Origin of the sequence: Paenibacillus melissococcoides, from assembly GCA_944800085.1 — a bacterium.
GTDB lineage: Bacteria > Bacillota > Bacilli > Paenibacillales > Paenibacillaceae > Paenibacillus_B > Paenibacillus_B melissococcoides.
In genome coordinates this window covers 1,182,960-1,200,259 of record CALYLO010000001.1, presented here as the reverse complement: position 1 = coordinate 1,200,259, position 17,300 = coordinate 1,182,960, and the positions used below count along the sequence as shown (strand labels likewise).

Sequence of the window (17,300 nt, the reverse complement as noted above, 5' to 3'; positions counted from 1 at the left end):
AAGGAACACAGCAAAAATGCAGCCGCCCTACCGAGCAGCTGCATTCGACGTTCCCGCTTCTATTAATCAACGATTTCAGCCGTGTCTCCATTCTTTACTCCGGCTGCATTCGCTTCATCCGTATCAATATGCATGTCCAAGGCGAAATTGTCATGGACGCGCGCAATCACATTTTCAAAGATAACGCCGCGCTCTCCTCCAACGCGAACCCGAAGCTTCGCTTTGTCCTGAATACCCCACTTCTCGGCATCCGAAGTATGGAAGTGAATATGGCGGGCCGCCACAATAACCCCTTGCTTCAGTTCTACTTCACCTGCAGGCCCTTTAATTTGAATACCTGGCGTCCCTTCGATATTGCCCGATTCCCGGACTGGCGGGTTGACTCCGAGCGTAAACGCGTCCGTGCGCGACACTTCCAATTGGGAAGCCGGGCGCGCAGGGCCCAAAATGCGGACCTTCTTGAACGAACCTTTCGGACCGATAACTTCAACCGTCTCATTGGCCGCGAATTGCCCTGGCTGGGACAGCGGCTTGAACTCGGTCAGTTGATAGCCTGCTCCGAACAGAGTCTCAATATCTTGCTGTGTTAAATGAATATGACGTCCTGATACGCCGACGGGTACAGTTTTCATTTCTCATCCACCTCACGTTGTTGTGATCTCTCTATCTTGTACCACTCCATATTATACTCCCGCCCGCGCAAAAAGTCGACTTTTCGCCCTAACCCCCTTCTCCCCTTCTTGCAACTCCAACAGCATACGCGCAGAGGAGTAAGGAGTACCTAGCGAACACGCGTAGTTCCCTATCGGCGTACGCCGGCCTTTTGCTTAATATCCCATGCGGTCAGGCGGCGTCTACACCACCTTTTGTTCAATATCCCATACTCTCAGGCGTGTACCCTGCCTTTTGCTCAATATCCCATACCGTCAGGGAGATTCGAGCCAATATGGGTGACACTTGTCTGGTCATTATGTAGTTACCGCTTTTCTGGCGACTTTCCTGCCCCATTGGGATAGCAAGCATAAGAACGCAGACTGGACTCTCATTCCCTTTACGACCTCGATACTGAACATTTGGTGAACTTTCACTTTATTGCAACTTTCCTGCTCCTATGGGATAGCGAGTATAAGAATGAAGATGGAGGAGTTGCCGAGTTCCAGGGGCAGCGATGGCGGGTCATCTTTTCTTATATTCATAAAATAAGGCACGCGCATTCGACGCATGCCTTAATGGGATTGGTTATTTGAATTCCGCTACCAATTGGTCAAATTGCTCAGGCGTTATCCGCAAATCTTGATGGGCGAGCGGCTCTTCCCGGAAGCCCGGGACGAGATTCTCGTAGGAGCGGCGGGAAGCATCCTGATAGATCAGTCCCGTTATCATACCGCCGGTCTCCATCAGCTTCGTCATCGCCATCACGCGGTTCGACGGGTCATAATTCTCGACGGTGTCAAGATTAATGATGTGCTCCTTGAACCAGTCGTACGTGTTGATTTTGTTGAACGTCACGCACGGGCTGAACACGTTGATAAGCGAAAAGCCTTCGTGCTGTATGCCTGCTTCGATCAGTGCGGTCAACTGCTTCAGATCGCTCGAGAAAGACTGCGCGACGAATGTCGCTCCGGACGCGAGCGCAATCTCCAGCGGCGACAAGGTTGATTCGATCGCGCCTTCCGGAGTGCTCTTCGTCTTGAAGCCGACGGCGCTTCGCGGAGAGGTCTGTCCCTTCGTCAGACCGTAAATCTGGTTGTCCATCACGATGTACGTAATATTGACGTTCCGGCGAATGGCGTGGACCGTGTGCCCCATCCCGATCGCGAAGCCGTCGCCGTCTCCCCCGGAGGCGATAACGGTCAGATCCCGGTTCGCCAGCTTCAACCCCTGCGCAATCGGCAGGGCGCGCCCGTGGATGCCGTGGAAGCCGTACGCGTTAATGTAACCGGAAATTCTGCCCGAGCAGCCAATTCCGGATACGACCGCCAACTGCTCCGGCTCAAGTCCGACATTGGCTGCCGCCCGTTGAATGGCCGCCTGTATCGAGAAATCACCGCAGCCCGGGCACCAGTTCGGCTTCACATTGTTGCGGAATTCTTTAAACGTAGCCATTCTTAGACCAGCTCCTTGCTATGATTGTACAATTCGGACGGCAGGAACGGAGTGCCGTCGTATTTGTTCACGCGGCGCAGCTTCTCTCTGAAGCCGACATGCAGTTGAATCTGATCCGCCAATTGTCCGGTAGCGTTGTTCTCGATGACGACCACTTGACGGGCCTGCTCCGCATGCGGCTTAAGCAGCTCCGTCGGGAACGGGTGAATCTGCCGAACGGTGATATGGTTCGTCTTGATTCCTTCCGCTTCCAGTCTGCGGCGCGCCTCGTCTATCGTTCCGCCGATAGAGCCCATGCCGACGAACAGCAGATCCGGTTCCTCGTGCGGCGTATCCGCATGTATCGCATTTGTTATTTGCAGGCCCTTGATCTTCCGCAGCCGTTTATCCATCATCTTCTTCCGGTTCGCCGCGCTCTCGGACGGGCGCCCAACCTCATTGTGCTCTACGCCGGTCACATGATGCAGACCGCCCTTCTCCCCAGGGATAACGCGCGGGGAGATGCCGTCCTCCGTCCATTCGTAACGTTTGAATTGGCCGTGCGGCTCCAGAGGCGGCAGATCGGATGTCAGCTTGCCGCGATCGATGACGATGCGGTCGTAATCGAGCAGCTCGCATGACTGTTTGCCCAGCGATAGCTGCAGATCGGTCATGACGATGACCGGGCATTGGTATTTTTCCGCGAGGTTAAATGCCTCGATCGTATCGTAGAAGCACTCTTCGATAGAGCTCGGCGCCATGACGATCTTCGGAATCTCGCCATGGGTGCCGTAGACCATCGCATTCAGGTCGCTCTGCTCCTGCTTCGTCGGCAGGCCGGTGCTCGGACCGCCGCGCTGCGTATTGACGATGACGACCGGCGTCTCCGTCATGCCGGCCAGCCCGATCGCTTCCGCTTTGAGCGACAACCCCGGTCCCGCGGATGCGGTCATTGCCCGGACTCCGCCGTAATTGGCCCCGATGGCCAACGTAACTGCGGCAATCTCGTCCTCGGTCTGAATGACTGTACCGCCGAACTTCGGCAGCCGCTTAATTAAGTATTCCATAATCTCCGATGCCGGCGTAATCGGATAAGCCGCCATCAAACGGCAGCCGGCGGCGATCGCGCCCAAGCCAATCGCATCGTTCCCGATCATGAAGAGCTTCTGCTTCCCGTCCGCCGGTTCAAGCTGGAACTCGGTCAGCGGGCCGCCGGCCTGCTCCAGGATGAATTCCGCCCCGCGGCGGGAGGCCTCGACGTTCTTCTCGACGACTGCCTGCCCTTTGCGCCCGAATTCTTCTTCCAACGCCTTATTGAACACGTCCAGCGGCAATCCAAGCAGGGCCCAGGATGCCCCGGAAGCAACCATGTTTTTCATCAAAGATGCGCCCAGTTCGTCCGCGATTGCGGTGAATGGAACAGCAAATAGCCGTGCATCGATTCCTTCCGGCACGACTGGCGCGAACTTCGCATCGGCAACGATAACCCCTCCCGGCCGCAATTCATGCGCGTTCAGATCGATTGTCTCTTGATCGAAAGCGACGAGAATGTCCAGGTCATCCGATATCGCACGGATTGGCGCTGTGCTGATTCGTATTTTGTTATTCGTATGTCCACCCTTGATTCGGGAAGAAAAGTGTCGATAGCCGTATAGATAATAGCCTAGACGATTCAAAGCCGTTGAGAAGATACGATCTGTACTTTCTACACCCTCTCCTTGTTGACCCCCGATTTTCCAAGATAATTGACTAATCAAGCTCGCCCACTCCTTTTGCAAAGTGACTCGCATCCATATTCACTGCCGCGAAATAAATATTTTCCAAATAATATAACAAGTAAAATATTAGAAAATGGTTGAGTCACTCTCATTCTATGTCCGGGTACTTGAAAAAGCAAGCGTTTTCTGCCTCCCCCACGATAGCGAGTTTCGATGGATATGATACGCGGTCGAGATGAATATCCATGTTATTGCTCGCGCTCGGGAAGATGGGCCGCGAGAAACGATAATGCATTGGCGGAAGAAATCCGCTCTACGAAATCCGGACTGTATCTTTTATGCAGTTCATTTAATAAGTTCGTATACTGCCCCGCATGCTCCAACTTCTCTACCTTCTTGTCGATGCCGTCGAAGTCTGATCCGAACATTAGATGCCGCTCGCCGCCCAATGCGGCGATATGCTCGATATGGCGGAGCAAATGATCAATGGAAGCCTTGTCCCCTTCATGGATGAAATGCGGCACGAATGTAACGCCGATTCTTCCGTCGCGAGCGATAATGGCCCGGATCTGCTGGTCCGTCAGATTGCGCGGATGCTCAAGCACGGCCGCCGCATTGGAATGAGAGGCGAAGATCGGCCGCCCTGTCAGCTCAAGCAGCTCCCAAAATGCCGTCCGGTTCAAATGCGACACGTCAATGACAAGTCCCAAGCGATCGCATTCCCTAATTAGGCTTCGGCCCAGCGCAGTAAAGCCGGCCTGCCGCTCCTCCAACGTTCCGTCCACCGCCCAGTTGGCATGATTCCAGGTCAGTCCGATGAAGCGGACCCCTAGTTCGTAAGCGGTGCGGAGATACACGAAATCTCCTTCCAGCGCGTCTACGCCTTCCAGGGACAGCAGCGTTCCGATTTGGTCCGGCTGCCGCTGCCACCGATCGAGATCGTCCCGCCAACGGATGAGACGCATACCGGGTAGCGTATTGATGCGCTCGCGCAGCAGATCGATGCTACGCAGCACCTGAGCAAACTTCGGCGGGCCGGCCAGCGCGGAGTCCTCCAGGAAAACCGCAAACACCTGCATGCCGACTCCCCCTTGCCTCAGGCGCGGCAATGTGACATCAAAATCCTCTTCCTGCTCGAAGCGGCCAACGCCGTGATACAGCATCTTGTACAATACATCGCAATGAAAATCGATAACACGAGCGTTCATTTGGCATCATCCTTTCTCCGTGGCGTGTCCCATCATGGAAAGCAAAAAACCTGCTTACGTCGTAAACAGGCAGAGTAAGGTTCCCCGGTCATTTCCATGTATGCGTTTTTTATCTGGGCTCGACAATTAATTTAATTGCCGTACGGTCTTCGCCGTCAATGACAATATCCGTGAATGCAGGAATGCAAATCAGATCAACCCCGCTTGGTGCGACGAATCCTCGTGCAATCGCAACTGCTTTAATCGCCTGATTCAATGCGCCCGCTCCGATCGCTTGAAGTTCGGCCGCTCCGCGTTCACGCAGCACCCCTGCCAATGCGCCCGCGACGGAATTCGGGTTGGATTTAGCTGACACCTTTAATACTTCCATGGAAAGTACCTCCTCGGGAATGATGGTTGACTCCACTATTACAATCTATTCACAAGCGGGCCAAAAATTCCTGTCATCTTCAGTCCCTGTGAAGAGGAGGTGCGGTGGTCGGCCTTTTTCCGGCCAGCGACCGGGCTGATCTGTTTTTATTCATGCGAAAAGCCGGGCGGCGGCCAGGCTCATCCGTTCCTGTTCACGCAATAGCCGGGCGGCGGCACCCATACCGGGTCAGTTAGCGTAGCCCGCCCGTTCGCCGCCATGGCCGGTGCCGGGTTCCAACCTGCCCTAGCTCATCATCCACTCGCCTTCGCGAATACGGATTTTATCCAGCTTCGTCGCTTTGCCGGTCGCTTCATCAATGTCAACGACCAGCGCGTGGAACTGCCATTTGCCTTCATCGACGACGAACCTTACCGGAAGCTGCGTCCTGAACTTGCGCAGCACCGCTTCCCGCTCCATGCCAAGCACGCCTTCCCGCGAACCGACCATGCCGACATCGGTCAAATAGGCCGTGCCGTTAGGAAGTATCGTATCGTCATTCGTCTGGACATGCGTATGCGTCCCTACGACCAGCGAAGCGCGGCCGTCCAGATGCCAGCCCATTGCAATCTTCTCGGATGTCGCTTCGGCATGGAAATCGACGAGAATGGCACGCGGCTTTTTGCCGAGGCCTTCCAAAATTTCGTCCGCCTTTTGGAAGGGGCAATCAATGGCCGGGAGGAACGTCCGCCCCTGCAAATTGATAATGACAAGCTCCTTGCCGTTGGCTTTGATGACGGCATGCCCTCTGCCGGGCGTTCCTTCCGGGAAGTTGGCGGGACGCGCCATCCGCGGCTCCTCGTCAATCCACTCGAAAATATCTTTGTTGTCCCACGTATGGTTCCCCATCGTAAAGCCGTGAATGCCCAGATCAAGGAACTCCTTCACGATCGCGGCCGTGACGCCCCGACCTCCGGCGGCGTTCTCCGCATTGGCGATAATGATATGCGGGTTATATTTCTGCTTGAGCTCCGGCAGCAGCTGCTTCACGGCCTTGCGTCCCGTATTGCCCACAATATCGCCGATAAACAAGACTTTCATGACTGGGTCCTCCTTAAATCAGGAGAAGTGGCCCAGAAGGCCACTTCTCGCAGTTACGCTATAGCTTTTGCTTATTTCGCATATTCTACCGCACGGGTCTCGCGGATTACCGTCACCTTGATATGACCCGGATAGTCCAGCTCGCTCTCGATTTTCTTCGTAATCTCCCGAGCGAGTCGGTACGCTTCCGCATCGTCAATCTTTTCCGGCTGGACCATGACGCGAACTTCGCGTCCAGCCTGGATGGCATACGATTTCTCCACCCCTTCGAACGACTCGGAAATGTCTTCCAGCTTCTCCAGCCGTTTGATATAGGTTTCGAGCGTCTCACGACGCGCTCCCGGTCTGGCCGCAGACAGCGCATCCGCCGCTGCCACCAGCATTGCGATAACCGATGTCGCTTCGCAATCCCCGTGATGGGATGCGATGCTGTTAATGACTACAGGGTGTTCTTTATACTTTTTCGCCAACTCTACGCCAATCTCGACGTGGGATCCTTCCACCTCGTGATCCAGCGCTTTTCCGATATCATGCAACAGCCCGGCACGGCGTGCCAAGGTTACATCTTCGCCCAGCTCTCCCGCCATCAAGCCGGTGAGATATGCTACTTCCATGGAATGCTTGAGCACATTCTGACCGTAGCTCGTACGGAACTTCAGACGTCCCAGAATCTTGATCAGATCCGGATGCAAGCCATGCACTCCGACCTCGAACGTCGCTTGCTCTCCGTATTCGCGGATGCGCTCGTCGACTTCCTTGCGGGACTTCTCCACCATTTCCTCGATTCGAGCCGGGTGGATACGCCCGTCGGCGACCAGCTTCTCCAAGGCGGTCCGCGCGATCTCCCGCCGTATCGGATCGAATCCGGACAGAATGACCGCTTCCGGCGTATCGTCGATGATCAGATCGATTCCTGTCAGTGTCTCAAGCGCACGGATATTCCGGCCTTCGCGGCCGATAATCCGGCCCTTCATCTCTTCGTTCGGCAATGCCACGACAGAGACCGTCGTCTCTGCTACGTGATCGGCGGCGCAGCGCTGGATAGCAAGCGTAATAATCTCGCGTGAGCGCTTGTCCGCCTCTTCGCGTGCCTGCTGCTCGATATCTTTGATCATCTGCGCGGTCTCGTGCCGTACCTCCTGCTCCACATTGGACAGGATAATGCTCCGCGCATCTTCCATCGTCAGATTCGAGATCCGTTCCAACTCCGCAACTTGCTGCTGCAGCGTCCGTTCAACCTGCTGCTGGGTCTCTTCGATGCGCTTTTCTCTGCTCGTGATTTGTTCTTCTTTGCGCTCCAGCGACTCCAGCTTTTTATCCAATGACTCTTCTTTTTGTACAACGCGTCTTTCCAGACGTTGAACTTCATTTCGGCGCTCGCGAATGTATTTCTCCGCTTCCGTGCGCAGTTTATGGATGTCGTCCTTCGCTTCGAGCACCGTTTCCTTCTTCAGTGCCTCCGCTTCCTTGCGCGCGCTGTCCATAATCTGCTCTGCGGCATGCTCGGCACTCGTTATCTTCGCTTCAGCAAGCGATTTGCGAATCAGGTACCCGATTCCAAACCCCAAGATCAATGCGGCCACAACGAGAGCGAGCGCGAGCCAAATGTTCATCTCCATTGCCTCACCTCCCCGTTGGTTGCTCCAAGCACTGCTTGGGACAGGTTTCATTTGTTCAGTTGTTCACGTGTTTCATTACAAAATTCAGGTTCGTATCATGGACCGACGCATGAGCGCCGGCGAAGTGCACGCGCGAAGGCGTGCGCCGCCCGAAAGCGGCCAATCGGAAATCATGATATTGGCGAAATGAATCATGTAGAAATCAATTTCTGGAAGTGGAAACTGATTTCGCGATAATAAAGATACATGTTCATTTTATTATTCATGAAAAGATATTGTCAAGCAAATGACGGCGAAGAGCGATATCTTTGACCGGAGCCGCCCGCTTAGAACTCTTCCTCCGCATTGGCTTCCTGCGCCGCCTCCTCGGCAGCGCGGCGGGCCAGATCCATCGGATAGCCGCGCCGGAGCAGGAATGCAATCACTTTTTGCTTCCGCATATGCGGCTCGCCCTGCGTCTGGCGCCATTTCTTGACGGCAGCGCGCTGCGCCCCGTCCCGCTCCTCCTCCGGATCAATAGAAGTAAGGGCGGCAGCGATATGCTGCTCCGGCACGCCCTTCTGCTTCAGCTCCTGCTCAATGAAGCGGCGGCCCTTCGCATGCATCGACGTGCGCTCGTATGCCCACTGCTCGGCGTACGCCCGATCGTCCACCAGACGCTCTTCCTCCAGACGCGAGACGGCTTCCCGCACAATTCCTTCTTCATAGCCTTTCTGGCTCAGATGGCGGATGATCTCCATCCTCGTTCTCGGCTTGCGCTGCAGATGGCGCAAGGCCTGCACATAGGCCTTGTTCCCTTCATCGGCCCGCAATATATCGTCAATCGCGTCGATAGCGATGTCCGCTCCTTTCAGAAGACGGTACTTGATCATGACATCCTCATGCACGTTGAGAGACTCGCCGCTGTCGAAATGCAGGACATAGCGCCCCCGCTGGGTTCGATCCTGCTCCACCCGCATGATCGTCACGATGCGTTCCTGCTTGCTCATCCGTCTGCTCCTCCTAAGTGCGCCATCGTCCGGCAAAGCCATCATTCGTTGGCTTCCCCGCATCCGCGCATGATTTTCGCGTTCCCCGCATCCTTATGTACACGGACATGACAAAACAAGCGCCCTCACAGGAAGGCGCTTGTTCCAGAAACAGGCTTACGATTCAAGCTCCAGCTCCAGAGCATCCTCGGCCTCTTCAGCATCATGCTCGGAATGGTTCCGGACCACCGTCGACAAATTGCTTGCTTCACGAACCTTGTTCTCGATCGTCAGAGCAATCTCCGGATTTTCCTTCAGGAACTGCTTCGCATTCTCACGGCCTTGGCCCAGACGCTCGCCCTCGTACGAATACCAGGCCCCGCTCTTCTGAATAATGTCCATCTCCGTGCCGATATCTACGATGCTTCCTTCGCGGGAAATCCCTTCGCCGTACATAATATCGATGTCTGCCTGCTTGAATGGAGGCGCGACCTTGTTCTTCACGACCTTGATGCGTGTCCGGTTCCCGATCATGTCGTTGCCCTGCTTGATCGTCTCCACCCGCCGGACATCCAGCCGGATCGTGGAATAGAACTTCAATGCGCGGCCGCCCGGCGTCGTCTCCGGGTTCCCGAACATGACGCCGACCTTCTCGCGAAGCTGGTTGATGAAGATCGCGATCGTCTTGGACTTGCTGATCGCTCCGGACAATTTGCGAAGCGCCTGGGACATGAGGCGGGCTTGCAAACCGACGTGGGAATCTCCCATCTCGCCTTCAATCTCCGCCTTCGGCACGAGAGCCGCGACGGAGTCGATGACGATAATGTCCACCGCGCCGCTGCGCACAAGCGCTTCGGCAATCTCGAGCGCCTGCTCCCCTGTATCCGGCTGGGACAGAAGCAGCTCGTCAATGTTGACGCCAAGCTTGCTCGCGTATGTAGGATCGAGCGCGTGCTCCGCGTCGATGAACGCAGCTTGTCCGCCAACCTTCTGCACTTCAGCAATCGCGTGAAGCGCAACCGTCGTCTTACCGGAAGATTCCGGTCCGTATACTTCAATAATCCGTCCTCTTGGCAATCCGCCGATTCCAAGAGCTATATCAAGTGCCAACGATCCGCTCGGCACAATCTCAACCTGCATATGGTTGGACTCGCCAAGTTTCATGATCGAACCTTTACCGAATTGTTTCTCGATTTGGCGCAATGCCATTTCTAATGCAGCGCGGCGATCTGACACACACTCACTTCCTTTGTTCCATTTGATACCTCTATCATACCGTCTTTCGATCCGTTTGCCAAGCTTTTTTTCGAACATACATTCGTTTTTTTCGCAGTGTCATTTCTCTTAAAATTCCATAAAAGGAACGTTCTAAGGCCCCTCCTCCCCCGATACGCAAAAAAAACCGCAACAAAAGGCTTGCGCCTTGCTGCGGTTCTTCCGTCCATTCAATTGTAGCGGCTTCCGCCAAAGCAGTCAAGCTTAGCCATGCTGCCGGGCACGGGCCCACAGCCGGTACATGACCGCATTCGCGGTTCTCAGACGAATCGTCGAACGGTCTCCTGTCAAGCGAAGCTCCTCGACCTGCGTGTCTCTCCCCTTCTCGGCGATGGCGATATAGACGAGGCCGACCGGCTTCCGTTCGGAATGGCCCGGTCCGGCGACGCCCGTTATCGCGATCGCGAAATCGGTATCCGCGATGTCCTGCATTCCTTCCGCCATCGCCTTCGCCGTCTCGGCGCTGACGGCTCCAGGGGCCTGCTCCCCTTCAAGAAGCTCGTGCGGAACGCCGAGGATTCGCTCCTTCATCTCGTTCGAGTAGGTGACGGCGCCTCCCTGGAACACCTCCGAGCTTCCCGGCACGGACGTAATCATCTCGGCGAACAATCCGCCGGTGCAGCTCTCGGCCGCCGACAGCGTAAGCTTCCGTTCGCTCATCAGTTGAAGCAGCGCCTCGGGCAGAGAGATATCCTCCGCCGCGAACAGATGGTCTCCGATGCGGCTTATAATGGCCGACTCCGTCTCTGCCAGACGCTGCGCCGCTTCCTGTTCATCCGCCGTCTTCGTCGCGAGACGGACCAGCACTTCCCCTTCCTTCGCATAGGTGGCGATCGTCGTATGCTCCTGCGCCTCAATCAGGTCGCGGAGCATATCCTCCAGCTTCGACTCGCCGATTCCCGCGAATTTGAGCTTCCGCGTATGCAGCACCGACTCATCCAGCAGTCCGCTGCCGTGCAGCCACGGAATGACTTCCTGCTCGAACATCGGCTTCATCTCGCGCGGCGGTCCCGGCAGCAGGATGAAGGCCGTGCCGTCCGCCAGCAGCGCGTTGCCGAGCGCAAGCCCCGTCTCATTCGGCAGAATCGCGGCGCCCTCGATAACCATCGCCTGGCGCTTGTTGCTCTCCACCATAGGCGTTCCCCGGCGGGAGAACATTTGCTCCATTTTGGCTACCGCCGCTTCGTCCAGGAAGGTCCGGCGTCCCGCCAGTTCGGCGACGATATCCTTCGTAATATCATCCATCGTCGGCCCGAGGCCGCCGGTCAAAATAATGATTCGAGAGCGGGTTCTCGCTGTCTCCAGCACATGGCGAAGCCGATGCGGATTATCTCCGACCACCGTCTGAAAATAAACATCGATGCCAAGCAGCGCCAATTGCTGCGAAATAAACTGCGCATTCGTGTTTACGATTTCGCCGAGCAGCAGCTCGGTGCCAACGGCAATGATTTCCGCGTTCATCCTACATCATCCCTTTTCTGTTCAGCATAAGTGCACGTTTCGAATGATACCGTGCTCCATCCAAGAAAAAATAGGCCTTTTTCCACACTGGTCCAGACGGGAAAAAGCGCCTATTGTCCTGCAGACAGGCTACGAAAAATGAAGCACACTTTTATTTTTGACAAAATAATCAATACCCGAATAGATCGTAATGATAGCAGCGATCCAGGTAGAGATCACGTCGAACGGAATGCCCACGAGAACAAACGGAAAATTGTTCAGCAGCATCGCGACGATAGCGGTAATTTGGGTAGCCGTTTTCCATTTCCCCCATTTGCTCGCGGCCATGACCGTTCCTTCCAGCAGAGCTACCTGGCGAAGCCCCGTGACGGCGAACTCGCGGCTAATGATGACGATCGCGATCAGAGCGTCGCATTTGCCCATCTCGACCAGCGAAATGAGCACGGCGGCTACCAGCAGCTTGTCTGCCAACGGATCAAGCAGCTTGCCCAGATTCGTCACCATTTTGCGCTTGCGGGCGATATACCCGTCCACGCCATCGGTGCTGGCCGCAATAATGAAGATAAGGGCCGCGATAATCTGGTTGTACGTAATATAGAAGTCTTCTATCTGAATCGGCGGCAAATAATCAAAATTCACCAGCAAGAAGAACATCATGATCGGCACAAGAAATATGCGAGTTAACGTGATCTTGTTCGCCAGATTCACAAGACACCCTCCCCGGCCAAATCAAATTCGAGTGCGTGCGTAATTTTGACTTTGGCGATCTCCCCGATGTTAACATTGCAGTTCGAGATGAACACCTCACCGTCTATCTCCGGCGCATCGTACTGCGAACGTCCGATATATACGTCGTTGCGGCCGTCATAACGCTCAACCAGCACGTCCAGCGTGCGGCCGATGTGGCGCTCGTTCACGTTCTTCGACACTTCGCGCTGGATCTCCATCAGGGTATTCGCGCGCCATTCCTTCACTTCATCCGGCACATGATCCGGAAGGCGCGTTGCCGCCGTGCCTTCTTCCGGCGAATAAGTGAAGACGCCGAGGCGATCGAATTTCATCTCGCGCACGAAGGAAGCCAAATTTTCAAAATCTTCGTCCGTCTCGCCCGGAAAACCAACGATAATCGAGGTGCGGAGGGCCACTTCCGGAATCCGCGCCCGGATTTTGCGAACCAGCTCGCGGGAATCGCGCTGGCGGCCTGGCCGGCGCATCCGCTTCAGAACCGTGTCTTCGCTATGCTGCAGCGGCATATCGACATACTTGCAGATCTTCGGATTCATGGCGATCGTGTCGATCAGCTCTTCCGTGAAAAATCCCGGATACGCATAATGCAGACGAACCCACTCGACGCCAGGCACCTCGCTTACTTTGTTCATTAATTCCGGCAGCTTGAAGCCGTCGTACAGATCGACGCCGTAGTTGGTGGAGTCTTGGGCGATCAGGCTGATCTCCTTCACGCCTTGCTCCGCAAGCTGCTTCGCCTCGGCCAGAATCGATTCCATCGAGCGGCTGCGGAATTTGCCGCGCATAATCGGAATGCTGCAGAAGGTGCAATTGTTATCGCAGCCCTCCGCGATTTTGACATAAGCGGTGTAGCGAGGCGTCGCGACTTTGCGCGGCAAGATCTGTTCATAGTTGAATACCGGATTGCCGACGCGGACCGGCTTCTTGCCTTGGAGCGCTTCAGCGACGATATCGTTAATTTTATGGAAGTCCCCCGTGCCGACGATGCCGTCGATTTCCGGCATTTCCTCCAATAATTGCTCCTTGTATCGCTGCGTCAGACATCCGGAGACGATGAGCGCCTTCAGGCGGGCGGTCTCCTTCAAGTCTGCCAGTTCCAAAATCGTATTGACCGATTCTTCCTTCGCTGCATCGATGAACCCGCAAGTATTGACAATAATGACGGTTGCATCCTCCGCATTCTCTACCAGTTCATGCCCGTACTGATCCATTATTCCGGACATAATCTCGGAATCCACCAAGTTTTTGTCGCAGCCCAGCGTTACGATTTTGATTTGTTCTGTCATGTATACATCCCCCAACCCATCTGCAGCAGCAATAATAAAGGCCGTATAAAAAGGCTCTTGAATAAGCAATGAAATTGTATGGCGGTTCAAGAACGATTATAGATGTTACGTATCTTTATAACCTGTCCATTTATATTTATTCTAGCAATAAGAGGCGATATTTAAACGCCTTTTCTATCTCATCAGTATAATACACGCTTCATTCCTCGTCAAAAAAACAGGAGAAGCCCAGCATCTCTCTCCTATAGACAGGGATGATGGGCTTAGCTTTAACGATAATTCGTAAATTGCAAATCCAATGGAATATCGGCCTCTCTCAGCAATTGCATAACGGCCTGCAAATCATCTTTGTTTTTTCCGCTTACCCGAAGCTGATCGCCCTGAATTTGACTTTTCACCTTCAGCTTGGAGTCTCGAATCAAGATGTTGATTTTTTTGGCAATGTCCTGGTCGATGCCTTGCTTGAGCTGGATGCGTTGACGAACCGTACCGCCCGAAGCCGGCTCGATTTTTCCATACTGCATGTTTTTGGGAGACAATCCCCGTTTGATCATTTTCGACTGCAAAATATCGAGCACGCTCTTCAGCTTATATTCGTCGTCGGACAAGACAACCATTTCATTTTTGTCCAGCGAAATGTCGCTTTGGCTGCCCTTGAAATCATACCGTCCCCCGATCTCCTTCATCGCTTGCTGGACAGCGTTATTCAGCTCCTGCATATCCATCTTCGATACGATATCAAATGAGTACTCGGCCATGTTCATCTCTCCCTTTCCCTCAAAGTGCATGAACAATCTCTACTTGAATATGTACAGCACAAAGGCACTCCTCCGCTGGTCAGCATAAAGGAATGCCTGTGCCGTTAACGGCATTCAATAACGGCTGCGTGAAGGCGCCCGGAACATATCCAGCACGCCAAGCACAATATGTGCCAGCCCGAATCCCAAAATTCCGTAACCCCATGCGCCCGGAGTCAAGTAATAACCCAACAAGGTCACAATGACACCCGCGCCTGTAACGATCCAACTTACTGCCATGTTCAACACCTCGCTTCCGGAGAGATTAAACGCACGCCGCTACAATTATTCTCTCCCGTTCAGATGCGATTATGCGATAGTGGATGCAGCCCTGGGCATTATCGCGCTTGACTTCAAACAGGCTTCGATTCCAAGCGGGTTACGATTTCTTTATTGGTCTCCGGAAGCGTCTCCGCCCTCTGCCGCCAGCTTCTCCGCTTCTTCATAGGAGACGACCTTGACGATGACATTGGTTGGGTTATTGGCGGAATTACCGTCATCCAGCGTCTGGCCAAAGACCGTAATGGATGTATTGTCCGTTCTACCGGATCGGAAATACAATCCCGCTTCCGGGATTTCGAAGGTCTGCTTGAAATCCGCGTCAACCGTGTTCTCGAACAAGATCTTGCCTTGGCCGCTTCCTTCCCGCACCGAGATCCAGCTTCGGCCCGTAGCGGCAATCTCGGCTTCCGCCTTGCCGCCTTCCGGCGACGCGACGGCATATTCGTATCCGTTCGCCGACGTGCGCGCGACGATAGGCTCCTTCTCCGGCTCAACCGGCGGCTCCGTCGTCTCCGGTTCCTTGGTTCCGCCGCCGCTGCCCGGGGATGGAGTCTGTGTCCCGCTGCCCGGTGTGGTCTGCCCCGGAGTGCCGCTTATAATCCCCGAATTGTCAGATGTCTGATTATCCGGCGTCTTGTTGTTCACCACATAAAAATAAATAATCACAATGATCAGGGCCAAAAACGACCACATCAGAATGGTCGTCGCCCAACGCCCGAATTTGTCCGAATGAACCGCACGGCGCTTCTTCCGAATCATCGGCTCCACCGTGGTCTCCACTTCCGGAGCAGGAATATCATTGCGATAAAATTGCAGGAGCTCATCCGGATTCAAGCCCACCGTCTCTGCGTACGTCTTGATGAAGGCGCGCACGTAGAACGAGCCCGGCAGCACTTTGTAATCCCCTTCTTCTATCGCTTCCAGATAACGTTTCCGGATTTTGGTCGCTTCTTGCACGTCATCCAGCGTGAGGCCCTTCTCCAGCCTGGCCTTTTTTAACAACTGCCCCAATTCCGACACATTTTCACCTCCTGCGCAAAATCTCTCTCCGGTTGGTGCTTTCATCCTATTCAAAAATCATAATAATTCGCCGTAAAAGATTCATATGTAATCTCTTCGTCCGGGCTGTTCCGCAGTTCAATAATATAATCGAAGAAATCATAATCGTAGCGGGTTTCCTTCATGAATATATCCGGATGCTCGATAACCTTCGTCGATGGCATCCCGAGTATTTCCTGCAGCAAGGCCGCGTGGCGCTCATTGGACCGAATGGTGCTCACGATCCCGTCTATAATGAAAATATTGTTGACGTTCATCTCGTCCTCGGACATCTGGCTCCGCACCGTCTGGCGCAGAAGCGTCGAGGAGACGAAGGACCAGCGCTTCATGGAACAGACGCTTCCCGCAATGATGGACTCGGTCTTGCCTACCCGCGGCATGCCGCGAACGCCAATCACCTGATGGCCGTCGCGCTTGAATATTTCGCCGAGGAAGTCAACGAGCAAGCCAAGTTCGTCCCGGGTAAAGCGGAACGTCTTCCGATCGTCCGAATCCCGCTCGATATAGCGGCCGTGGCGCACGGCCAAAATATCGACCAGCCGAGGCTGCCGCAGCGCGGACACCGTAATGTTGTCTACTTTTTTCAACATCTTGCCCATGACTTCGATTTTCTCGTCGTCATCGGTCTGTAGAAGCATGCCTCTGGTCTTATCTTCAACCCCGTTAATGGTCAAAATGTTGACCTCCAGCATCCCTAGCAGCGATGCGATGTCTCCCAGCAATCCCGGGCGGTTTTTATGTATTTTATATTCCATATACCACTGTTTGTACTCCATGACGCACCTCGTCCGCGGTTACAGTTCCGCCGTTTTCATTCTACAATACTCGGCACGCAAATTCCACCTGGCTTCACCGAACAAATAAGAAAAAGCGGTCACAAAATTACCGCTTGGCGGACATATCCATTATAGCAGATTGTCAGCTTATGTGACATGTATTCCCGATCATATTTTTTTGAGATGAAAAGAAAGAAAGCTCTTTTCAGAACTTCCTTCCTTTATTCAACAGTGCTTTTTAACTATGGCGTTCCGCCAATTTGACCATCAAGCTTGCCAGCACCTTCCGCTCCTGCTCGGTCCCGACTTCCCACAATTCCTTCAACGCCCGGTTTTCCTGACTTTGCGGGTCGACCTTTTCCTCCAGGAAAGAACCGATTTCATAGGCCAGGTTAGAGATGGTGTCCTCACTCATTCCCAGTCCTTTTGCCTGCTTGACGCGCTCGCCGAGAAACTTTTTCCACGTGTCGAAATTTTTCAGTACAGATGACATGAGAACGCCTCCTTGTGGCTAATTAAAATAATGCGTCAACAGTCGTAATATGGTCCTCCGGAGCATGAATTATGCA

General features: G+C 54.2%; 18 protein-coding genes. All 18 read right to left on the bottom strand.

All coding sequences use genetic code 11. From position 1 onward, the window contains the following. Positions 1 to 62: 62 nt before the first annotated feature. Positions 63 to 632, bottom strand: coding sequence for a phosphate propanoyltransferase (locus OCY70_RS05455; protein WP_197257050.1), 570 nt, complete (start codon positions 630 to 632; stop codon positions 63 to 65). A gap of 607 nt (positions 633 to 1,239) precedes the next feature. Beyond that, the gene (locus tag OCY70_RS05450) at positions 1,240 to 2,106 is read right to left on the bottom strand and encodes a 2-oxoacid:ferredoxin oxidoreductase subunit beta (protein WP_213426588.1); all 867 of its coding nucleotides are present in this window, start codon (positions 2,104 to 2,106) and stop codon (positions 1,240 to 1,242) included. A 2-nt stretch (positions 2,107 to 2,108) separates the two neighbouring features. Further along, positions 2,109 to 3,842 (bottom strand): 2-oxoacid:acceptor oxidoreductase subunit alpha, encoded by a 1,734-nt coding sequence (locus OCY70_RS05445; protein WP_213426587.1) that lies wholly within the window; start codon positions 3,840 to 3,842, stop codon positions 2,109 to 2,111. 209 nt (positions 3,843 to 4,051) lie between these two features. Further along, positions 4,052 to 5,011, bottom strand: coding sequence for a dipeptidase (locus OCY70_RS05440; protein WP_213426586.1), 960 nt, complete (start codon positions 5,009 to 5,011; stop codon positions 4,052 to 4,054). 109 nt (positions 5,012 to 5,120) lie between these two features. After that, the gene (locus tag OCY70_RS05435; protein ID WP_006286829.1) at positions 5,121 to 5,381 is read right to left on the bottom strand and encodes a stage V sporulation protein S; all 261 of its coding nucleotides are present in this window, start codon (positions 5,379 to 5,381) and stop codon (positions 5,121 to 5,123) included. 285 nt (positions 5,382 to 5,666) lie between these two features. After that, positions 5,667 to 6,461, bottom strand: a complete 795-nt coding sequence (locus tag OCY70_RS05430) for a TIGR00282 family metallophosphoesterase (RefSeq protein ID WP_213426585.1) — start codon at positions 6,459 to 6,461, stop codon at positions 5,667 to 5,669. A 71-nt stretch (positions 6,462 to 6,532) separates the two neighbouring features. After that, on the bottom strand, positions 6,533 to 8,080 hold the full coding sequence (gene rny / locus OCY70_RS05425) for a ribonuclease Y (RefSeq protein WP_213426584.1): 1,548 nt from the start codon (positions 8,078 to 8,080) through the stop codon (positions 6,533 to 6,535). Positions 8,081 to 8,406: 326 nt separating this feature from the next. Further along, the gene (locus tag OCY70_RS05420) at positions 8,407 to 9,069 is read right to left on the bottom strand and encodes a regulatory protein RecX (RefSeq protein ID WP_213426583.1); all 663 of its coding nucleotides are present in this window, start codon (positions 9,067 to 9,069) and stop codon (positions 8,407 to 8,409) included. Between the two features lie 156 nt (positions 9,070 to 9,225). After that, positions 9,226 to 10,284 carry a recombinase RecA gene (gene recA / locus OCY70_RS05415; protein ID WP_197257068.1) on the bottom strand — a complete coding sequence of 353 codons (1,059 nt, stop codon included), beginning with the start codon at positions 10,282 to 10,284 and terminating at the stop codon, positions 9,226 to 9,228. 34 nt (positions 10,285 to 10,318) lie between these two features. Beyond that, the gene (locus OCY70_RS05410) at positions 10,319 to 10,525 is read right to left on the bottom strand and encodes a hypothetical protein (RefSeq protein WP_261944713.1); all 207 of its coding nucleotides are present in this window, start codon (positions 10,523 to 10,525) and stop codon (positions 10,319 to 10,321) included. A gap of 2 nt (positions 10,526 to 10,527) precedes the next feature. After that, complete coding sequence (locus OCY70_RS05405; protein ID WP_213426582.1) at positions 10,528 to 11,784, bottom strand: competence/damage-inducible protein A; 1,257 nt, start codon at positions 11,782 to 11,784, stop codon at positions 10,528 to 10,530. 129 nt (positions 11,785 to 11,913) lie between these two features. Beyond that, positions 11,914 to 12,492, bottom strand: a complete 579-nt coding sequence (gene pgsA, locus OCY70_RS05400) for a CDP-diacylglycerol--glycerol-3-phosphate 3-phosphatidyltransferase (protein ID WP_168181034.1) — start codon at positions 12,490 to 12,492, stop codon at positions 11,914 to 11,916. Beyond that, positions 12,489 to 13,817, bottom strand: coding sequence for a 30S ribosomal protein S12 methylthiotransferase RimO (rimO, locus tag OCY70_RS05395; RefSeq protein WP_213426581.1), 1,329 nt, complete (start codon positions 13,815 to 13,817; stop codon positions 12,489 to 12,491). Before rimO ends, pgsA begins: the two co-directional genes overlap by 4 nt. 269 nt (positions 13,818 to 14,086) lie before the next feature. Next, on the bottom strand, positions 14,087 to 14,575 hold the full coding sequence (locus tag OCY70_RS05390; protein ID WP_213426580.1) for a YajQ family cyclic di-GMP-binding protein: 489 nt from the start codon (positions 14,573 to 14,575) through the stop codon (positions 14,087 to 14,089). Positions 14,576 to 14,689: 114 nt separating this feature from the next. Then, on the bottom strand, positions 14,690 to 14,854 hold the full coding sequence (locus OCY70_RS05385) for a hypothetical protein (protein ID WP_213426579.1): 165 nt from the start codon (positions 14,852 to 14,854) through the stop codon (positions 14,690 to 14,692). A 150-nt stretch (positions 14,855 to 15,004) separates the two neighbouring features. Next, on the bottom strand, positions 15,005 to 15,916 hold the full coding sequence (locus OCY70_RS05380; protein ID WP_213426578.1) for a helix-turn-helix domain-containing protein: 912 nt from the start codon (positions 15,914 to 15,916) through the stop codon (positions 15,005 to 15,007). A 50-nt stretch (positions 15,917 to 15,966) separates the two neighbouring features. Further along, positions 15,967 to 16,731, bottom strand: a complete 765-nt coding sequence (locus tag OCY70_RS05375) for a DUF3388 domain-containing protein (protein WP_213426577.1) — start codon at positions 16,729 to 16,731, stop codon at positions 15,967 to 15,969. Positions 16,732 to 16,969: 238 nt separating this feature from the next. Next, on the bottom strand, positions 16,970 to 17,224 hold the full coding sequence (locus tag OCY70_RS05370; RefSeq protein ID WP_197257081.1) for a DUF3243 domain-containing protein: 255 nt from the start codon (positions 17,222 to 17,224) through the stop codon (positions 16,970 to 16,972). Between the last annotated feature and the right edge of the window lie 76 nt (positions 17,225 to 17,300).

Bases quoted from the DNA above. Each gene is read 5' to 3' on its own strand.
- OCY70_RS05375 (WP_213426577.1), bottom strand. From the start codon at position 16,731: ATGGAGTACAAACAGTGGTATATGGAATATAAAATACATAAAAACCGC.
- OCY70_RS05420 (WP_213426583.1), bottom strand. From the start codon at position 9,069: ATGAGCAAGCAGGAACGCATCGTGACGATCATGCGGGTGGAGCAGGAT.
- OCY70_RS05450 (WP_213426588.1), bottom strand. From the start codon at position 2,106: ATGGCTACGTTTAAAGAATTCCGCAACAATGTGAAGCCGAACTGGTGC.
- OCY70_RS05385 (WP_213426579.1), bottom strand. From the start codon at position 14,854: ATGGCAGTAAGTTGGATCGTTACAGGCGCGGGTGTCATTGTGACCTTG.
- rimO (WP_213426581.1), bottom strand. From the start codon at position 13,817: ATGACAGAACAAATCAAAATCGTAACGCTGGGCTGCGACAAAAACTTG.
- OCY70_RS05455 (WP_197257050.1), bottom strand. From the start codon at position 632: ATGAAAACTGTACCCGTCGGCGTATCAGGACGTCATATTCATTTAACA.
- rny (WP_213426584.1), bottom strand. From the start codon at position 8,080: ATGGAGATGAACATTTGGCTCGCGCTCGCTCTCGTTGTGGCCGCATTG.
- OCY70_RS05430 (WP_213426585.1), bottom strand. From the start codon at position 6,461: ATGAAAGTCTTGTTTATCGGCGATATTGTGGGCAATACGGGACGCAAG.
- OCY70_RS05390 (WP_213426580.1), bottom strand. From the start codon at position 14,575: ATGGCCGAGTACTCATTTGATATCGTATCGAAGATGGATATGCAGGAG.
- OCY70_RS05435 (WP_006286829.1), bottom strand. From the start codon at position 5,381: ATGGAAGTATTAAAGGTGTCAGCTAAATCCAACCCGAATTCCGTCGCG.
- OCY70_RS05405 (WP_213426582.1), bottom strand. From the start codon at position 11,784: ATGAACGCGGAAATCATTGCCGTTGGCACCGAGCTGCTGCTCGGCGAA.
- OCY70_RS05440 (WP_213426586.1), bottom strand. From the start codon at position 5,011: ATGAACGCTCGTGTTATCGATTTTCATTGCGATGTATTGTACAAGATG.
- OCY70_RS05370 (WP_197257081.1), bottom strand. From the start codon at position 17,224: ATGTCATCTGTACTGAAAAATTTCGACACGTGGAAAAAGTTTCTCGGC.